We start from the raw sequence: 6871 nt of genomic DNA on the forward strand, positions 1-6871 counted from the left end.
TTAAAGCGTATCTTCCAGCATCTGACGGTGGAAAAGATCATCGCCCAAGTGCTCGAAGAACACGGTATCCAGAGCGATGCTATGATTTTCAGCTCGGCTCGATTGGGTTTGTACCAAGTGGCAAGCGCACCCGGTACTGCTGCAATCCAAGCGTTTGAAAATGGTGCTCAGAAGATCTCCCTTTGGTGTAGAAGGCGTAGCGCCTCCATGGTCGAGGCAGAAAACCTAGCCCGCTACCTTCTAACTAATCGCGCCGTACTGATAAATGGCAAGCGCTTACCTCGGGACAAACTGCCACCGCAAACCGTCGGTCCGATGTTGTATGTACTTAGTGAGCATTATGTAGAAAGCTTTCATGAGCATCAGGAAAAGGCAATCGTTCTGCTACTTAGCCACCTTTATCGCCGCTGGCGTCACTTTATTGAAGCCTTGGAACACTGTTCGCCGAATGGCGCCAAGGTTAATGCGATGGAAAGCCTTAATCGCCTTAACCGCCTGCTCGATAGACAGCAGGAGTTCAATCGATTTATCGAGCAACTGGCCGTACGCGGCCTACCGGACGCCGTGGATGCCGTGGATGCCGTGGATGCCAGCTCGAGTGTGGTGCTGGCCTGGACACCGACGGAAGCATGGCGCAAGCGCGACGTTCTGATCGCGGCGAGATCCAGTGGGCAGTTCGACGGGCTAGCCAAAAAAAGCAAGGGTTCCCAACAGGGAACCCTTATCTCTTAAAGTTTCTGGTCGAGCTGAATAGCGCAGCGGAAACTGGTTCCAGGATAATATCCATCCTGTTCTGGCTTATCTGCCCAGCGTCGAACTGTATTGGCGGACTGCCAACCTGACTCAAAGTAGTTTGATCCTCGACGAATCTTCTGGGTACCTGCAGTTGGCCCTTGTGGATTATCAACAGGCGAATCCCTGTAATAATCAGGGCCATACCAGTCATTGACCCAGTCGGTGGCGTTACCTGCCATATCATATAGGCCCAATGGATTCGGGGCGAACTGCCCAACGGGATGTATTTCAGTATCTTCATCACGAGGGATATTACGCCCATAGTCCAGGCTTCCCGTATCCGTAGGGAACTGCACGTACTGCCCACGATTGCGGGCGGCATATTCCCATTGTGCCTCGGTCGGCAAGTCAATTGGATAGCCACTGAGCTGACCTAGCCACAGACAATAGTCTTTGGCCTCCTGCCATTCTTTGGGTGGAGCGGGCTTGTTCGAATCAAATTCACCAGCTAAGTCTTTTCTTTTTCGGTACTCCGCATCAAATAACGGCAATCCCTGGCTAGTACGGAACAAATCGAAAGCCCCCAACCGAGTCTGATAACTCGCCAGGTAGTAGCTACTCAAACGTACCTTGTGCAGGTGATCATCGTCGTAACTGCCGGTGATGGGGCACAGCTCATCCGGCTCGTAGCCATAGGGCCAGGTGCCCATATTGGTCTGGTCGAAATCGCAGGGCGCGCCAAAATCCCCCATTTCGAACTCACCACCCTCGATAAACACCATCTCATCCAGCGAACGCACCACCGTATCGAGCATCTGGCTACGCAATTCAGACAAGAGCTTGGGATACTGTGAGTCGATACGTTCGGCGATAGCCGCAACCTTTTCCGGGCCAAGCCTTTCGCTTTTCGGCAAAGGCTGCGACTGTGCCTGACAGCCGGCCACCAGCAGCGGCGTGAGAAAAAAAGATAACAATCGGTTATTCATCGGCAACGTCCCTATTCAATCCGCTTGGCGGCTCTGGCTCAGAGGCTTGCCAGAGAAAAATCTGCGTCCTGTCATGGCAAAACTCTGGTGAGTGACTGACTGCGTCTTCGACAGCTAGTTCTATGCAAGCTGAGCCACCACGCGCGTGTGCATCAGCACGAGGCCCAACACCAGCATCCCCAACACCCCCGCCCCGACGAACAACCCCTCATAGCCCAACACCTTGGCCAGCACCCCGCTGCTGGCTCCGACGAAGCCGGACAGCAGCACCTGCGCCGAGGCCTGCAGGGTGAAGTCGGCGCCTTCGTGTTCGGGGCGGCACATGCGCATCATGGCGGCGAACAGGGCGACGGTGGACATGCCGTCGGCCACCTGCTCGAACAGGGTGACGGCATAGACCAGCCCGACATTGCCACCCTGCCCCACTAGCAGCGCCAGGGCGGCGATGCCGATGGCCTGCAGGGCGCCGAACAGGATCAGTGCGCGCAGTACGCCGATGCGGGCGTAGAGCAGGCCTCCGAGCACCGAGCCAGCGATGCCGGCCAGGCTGCTGATCAGAGTCAGTTGGCCGAGCGCTGCACTGCTCCAGCCCTGGTCCACCAGCATCGGCTTGATCATCGGCGAGCCCAGCGAATCGCCCAGCTTGAAGGTCAGCACCACCGCCAGCCACAGGAGCATGCCGGGCTGCGCCAACAGGCCGCGATAGTGGTTCAGCAGCAGGCGCGGGCCGAGGGCGGTTTCGGCCAGGGCGGGCTGGAAGGGCATAACGCGGCGTTCGGGAAACAGCCAGATCGGCACGGTCATCAGCAGGATCAGGCCGGCCAGCAGGCCAAGCGCCAGGTTCCAGCCCAGCGGGTCGATCACCAGCAGCAGGCCGCTGCCGCTGACGATCATACCGACCTTGTAGCCGCCGACCTGCAGACTGTTGCCGAGGCCGCGCCAGCGCTCGGGCAGCAGGCGCACGGTAAGGCCATCAGTGGCGATGTCCTGGGTCGATGCCAGCAGATTGATCAGCAGCAACAGGCCGAGCAGCAGCCACAGGCCAGAGCCGAACAGGGTCTGCGGCGCCAGCATCGCCAGCACGGCCACGCAGACGATCACGCTCGTCTGCAGCGGCAGGATCCAGCCACGGTGGTGACCCAGTCGCGGCGAGGCCAGGCGGTCGACCCAGGGCGCCCAGAGCACCTTGAGCAGCCAGGGCAGCGCCAGCAGTTTGAGCAGGCCGATCAATGCCAGATCGACGCCATGCTGACGCAGCAGCACCGGCAACGAGTGGGCGATCAGCCCGGACGGCAGGCCTTGCTCGCAATAGAGCGAGGCCAGCAGCACCAGCGTGGCGTTGGATGGGCGAGGTGCGATTGGCGACATGGCAGGCGCTCGCGGCAAAAGCGCAAGCCTAGTGGTTTGCGCCGGTCAGCGGCAATGCGAGGACGGTTACGGTTCGTAGGGTGCGCCGTGCGCACCGGCTTTCGCACCATCCATGGTGCGCACAACCTAGGCGGTGCCGCGACCTACAAACTGCCCAGGCACTCGGTCAGGCCACCCGCCAGGTTTTCCAGCAGTTGCTCGTAACCGCTGGCAGTGACCGGCAGGTCGCCTCCCAGGGCATCGAGCTCGGCCAGCTTGACCGGCAGGCCAGCGGTAAGGGTTTCGGCCAGGCGCGGGCGCAGAGGCGGCTCGCTGAACACGCAGCTGGGCCCGGCCTGCTGCAGGCGCTTGCGCATGGCAGCGACGTGGCGGGCGCCGGGTTGCACTTCGGTGAGCACGCTGAACACGCCGGCATGCTTGAGGCCATAGGCGGCCTCGAAGTAGTCGTAGGCCTCGTGGAAGACGAAGTAGGGTTTGCCCTGCAGCGCCACCAGAGTTGGACGAATGCGGCCGTCCAGGGCATCCAGGCGCGCCTCGAAGGCCTGCAGGTTGGCGGCGTAGCGCGCGGCGTTGGCAGCGTCGAGCTTGGCCAGGTCGGCGGCCATGCGCGCAGCGATCAGCTTGGCATTGGCCGGCAGCAGCCAGAGATGGGCATCCAGGCTGCCGGGGCGATGGTCATGATCGTGCCCCAGACCGTCGTGCTCGTGCTCGTGCTCGTGCTCGTGCTCGTGCTCGTGGTCATGGTCATGGTCATGGTCATGGTCATCATGATGAGCCTCGGCATGGCTGTCGCCGAAACGCCGCAGAGTCATGCCGGGCAGCTCCTGCACCGCCACGTTCGGTTTGCTGCGCCCCTCCAGCACCCGCGGCAGGAAGGCTTCCATGTCCGGGCCGATCCAGTACAGCAGGTCGGCATTGCGTACCCGGCGCACGTCCGACGGACGCAGCGCGTAATGGTGCGGCGAGGCGCCCGGGGGCAGCAGCACATCGGGCGAACCGACGCCGTCCTGCACCGCCGCGGCGATCAGTTGCAGCGGCTTGATGCTGGTAAGCAGGCGCACCTCGGCCTGGGCATTGGCGACGAACAGCAAGGTAATGAGGCAGAAAAGACGCGACACGGGGCATACTCGGGCGGGATTGAACGGGTAATATAATAACGTCTCTCACCTGCGCCGTCCTTGCCCATGACCGACACGCCCCTGGCCTCGCGCCCCCACGACCATTCCCGCTGCGTCAGCCATGCCCTGGCCGAGGCCGAAGCCATCTGCGCCCGTCAGGGCCTGCGCCTGACCGCCCTGCGCAAGCGGGTGCTGGAGCTGGTCTGGGCCAGCCACAAGCCACTCGGCGCCTACGACATCCTCGGCGTGCTGAGCGAGGCAGACGGCCGCCGTGCGGCGCCGCCGACCGTCTACCGCGCGCTGGATTTCCTCCTGGAAAACGGCCTGGTGCACCGCATCGCCTCGCTCAACGCCTTCGTCGGCTGCAGCCATCCGGAGCACGCGCACCAGGGCCAGTTCCTGATCTGCCGGAGCTGCCACGCCGCCACCGAACTGGAACAGCCGGCCATCAGCCAGGCCATCGTCGACGGGGCGGCCGGCGTCGGTTTCGCCGTGGAAAGCCAGACCGTGGAAGTGGTCGGCCTGTGCGCAGGCTGCAAGGGCAAGGCATGAACGACGCCCTGATCCGTCTCGACGGGGTCGCGGTCAGCTTCAACGGCCAGGCCGTGCTGGACGACGTGCAGCTCAGCGTGCGGCCCGGCGAGATCGTCACCCTGATCGGCCCCAATGGCGCCGGCAAGACCACCCTGGTGCGCGTGGTACTCGGCCTGCTCCAGCCCGAGCGTGGCAACGTGCGCCGCGCGCCGCGCCTGCGCATCGGCTACATGCCGCAGAAACTGCATGTCGACGCCACCCTGCCGCTGTCGGTGCTGCGCTTTCTGCGCCTGGTACCGGGGGTGGATCGCAATCGCGCGCTGGCGGCGCTGGCCGAAGTGGGCGCCGAGCAGGTGATCGACAGCCCGCTGCAGAGCATTTCCGGCGGCGAGATGCAGCGTGTGCTGCTGGCCCGCGCCCTGCTGCGCGAGCCGCAGCTGCTGGTGCTCGACGAACCGGTGCAGGGCGTCGACGTCGCCGGCCAGGCCGAGCTGTACCGGCTCATCTCGCGCCTGCGCGAGCGTCACGGCTGCGGCGTGCTGATGGTGTCGCACGACCTGCACCTGGTGATGAGCGCCACCGATCAGGTGGTCTGCCTGAATCGCCACGTGTGCTGCTCCGGGCATCCGGAACAGGTCAGCGGCGATCCGGCCTTCATCGAACTGTTCGGCCAGGACGCCAAGAGCCTGGCCGTCTATCACCACCATCATGACCACGCTCACGACCTGCATGGCGGCGTGGTCAAGGCCGGCCTGACCATTCACGGCCCGGCCCACGTTCACGGACCCGGTTGCAAGCACTGATGCCCGACTTTTTGATCAACGCCCTGCTCGCCGGCCTGGCGCTGGCCCTGGTGGCCGGCCCGCTCGGCTCCTTCGTGGTGTGGCGGCGCATGGCCTACTTCGGCGACACCCTGTCCCACGCCGCCCTGCTTGGCGTGGCGCTGGGCCTGATGCTGGACGTCAACCCGACGCTGGCGGTGACCGTCGGCTGCGTGCTGCTCGCCGTGCTGCTGGTGACCCTGCAGCAGCGCCAGCCGCTGGCCTCCGACACGCTGCTGGGCATCCTCGCTCACAGCACCCTGTCGCTGGGCCTGGTGGTGCTGAGCTTCATGCAGGAAGTGCGCATCGACCTGATGGGCTACCTGTTCGGCGACCTGCTCGCCGTCAGCCCCAGCGACCTGGCCTGGATCATCGGCGGCAGCGCGCTGGTGCTGGCTCTGCTGACCTGGCTGTGGCGACCGCTGCTGGCGATCACCGTGCACGAGGAGCTGGCGCGGGTCGAAGGCCTGCCGGTGGCGGCGATTCGCCTGGCCCTGATGCTGCTGATCGCGGTGGTGATCGCGGTGGCGATGAAGATCGTCGGCGTGCTGCTGATCACCTCGCTGCTGATCATCCCTGCCGCCGCCGCCCAACGCCACGCGCGCACGCCGGAGCAGATGGCCGTGGGCGCCAGCCTGCTCGGCCTGGTGGCGGTGTGCGCGGGCCTCGCCATGTCCTGGTATCAGGACACGCCGGCCGGGCCGTCCATCGTGGTCAGCGCCGCGGCGCTGTTTCTGGCCAGCTTTGCCCTGCCCAAACGCAGCGGCTGACGGCGCGTCGCGCGTAGCCCGGATGCAATCCGGGAAAGCTGCGCCACATTGTTCCCGGATTGCATCCGGGCTACCGCTCATCTTTCTCCCCAACCCTTTCCGGTTAGTGGCGAGAGCCCCTCGCAGCGTGAAATCGCTGCCGCAACCCTGTATGATTGCGCGTTTTTTGCACAACTCGAGACGCACTGTAATGAAGTCGTTCGTTTTTCGTGGTCTTCCGCTTTTTCTGGTTCTGCTTCTGGCCGGCTGCCAGAGCAGCCAGCAGCAAAGCCTTCCGCCGGTCGATGAGCTGGTCGTCGCCTTCCGCCAGCTCGACCTGAGCCTGGCCGAGGAGCGCCTGGACGACGCCAGCCGCCAGCTCGGCGTCCTGCAACAGCAGGCCCGCGGCGATACGCGCCTGGAGCAGTACCAGCGCCAGCTGGCCGAGGCCTATATGGAGCAGGGCCGCGAGGCGCTGCAGCAGGGCGATCTGGATCGCGCCGCGCAGGCGCTGGGTCACGCCCGCAGCCTGATGCCGCAGGCGCCCGCCCTGAGCCACG

At 64.2% G+C, this 6871-nt stretch carries 7 protein-coding genes and 1 pseudogene; 5 read left to right on the forward strand and 3 right to left on the reverse strand.

Translation table 11 applies throughout. From position 1 onward, the window contains the following. Window positions 1–27: 27 nt before the first annotated feature. Window positions 28–732, forward strand: coding sequence for a hypothetical protein (locus N7333_RS17765; protein ID WP_279859181.1), 705 nt, complete (start codon window positions 28–30; stop codon window positions 730–732). On the opposite strand, the gene N7333_RS17770 is transcribed toward N7333_RS17765, so the two are convergent. The 3 genes from N7333_RS17770 to znuA form a co-directional block, all read right to left on the reverse strand. Continuing rightward, on the reverse strand, window positions 729–1721 hold the full coding sequence (locus N7333_RS17770) for an SUMF1/EgtB/PvdO family nonheme iron enzyme (protein WP_129483801.1): 993 nt from the start codon (window positions 1719–1721) through the stop codon (window positions 729–731). The two genes, N7333_RS17765 and N7333_RS17770, sit on opposite strands and share 4 nt — an antisense overlap. A gap of 120 nt (window positions 1722–1841) precedes the next feature. Beyond that, window positions 1842–3089: an MFS transporter gene (locus N7333_RS17775; RefSeq protein WP_279859183.1), complete on the reverse strand. Its 1248-nt coding sequence runs from the start codon at window positions 3087–3089 to the stop codon at window positions 1842–1844. Window positions 3090–3232: 143 nt separating this feature from the next. Beyond that, on the reverse strand, window positions 3233–4207 hold the full coding sequence (znuA, locus tag N7333_RS17780) for a zinc ABC transporter substrate-binding protein ZnuA (RefSeq protein WP_279859184.1): 975 nt from the start codon (window positions 4205–4207) through the stop codon (window positions 3233–3235). A 66-nt stretch (window positions 4208–4273) separates the two neighbouring features. Here znuA and zur point away from each other — a divergent pair, with 66 nt between their 5' ends. The 4 genes and pseudogenes from zur to N7333_RS17800 form a co-directional block, all read left to right on the forward strand. Continuing rightward, window positions 4274–4759, forward strand: a complete 486-nt coding sequence (gene zur, locus N7333_RS17785) for a zinc uptake transcriptional repressor Zur (protein ID WP_003241198.1) — start codon at window positions 4274–4276, stop codon at window positions 4757–4759. Then, window positions 4756–5544 (forward strand): zinc ABC transporter ATP-binding protein ZnuC, encoded by a 789-nt coding sequence (gene znuC, locus N7333_RS17790; RefSeq protein WP_003241199.1) that lies wholly within the window; start codon window positions 4756–4758, stop codon window positions 5542–5544. Before zur ends, znuC begins: the two co-directional genes overlap by 4 nt. Further along, window positions 5544–6332, forward strand: coding sequence for a zinc ABC transporter permease subunit ZnuB (znuB, locus tag N7333_RS17795; RefSeq protein WP_003241201.1), 789 nt, complete (start codon window positions 5544–5546; stop codon window positions 6330–6332). Before znuC ends, znuB begins: the two co-directional genes overlap by 1 nt. A gap of 190 nt (window positions 6333–6522) precedes the next feature. Further along, window positions 6523–6871: pseudogene (locus tag N7333_RS17800) on the forward strand (hypothetical protein); the annotation flags it as partial.

Source organism: Pseudomonas sp. GD04158, from assembly GCF_029834875.1.
GTDB lineage: Bacteria > Pseudomonadota > Gammaproteobacteria > Pseudomonadales > Pseudomonadaceae > Aquipseudomonas > Aquipseudomonas hydrolytica.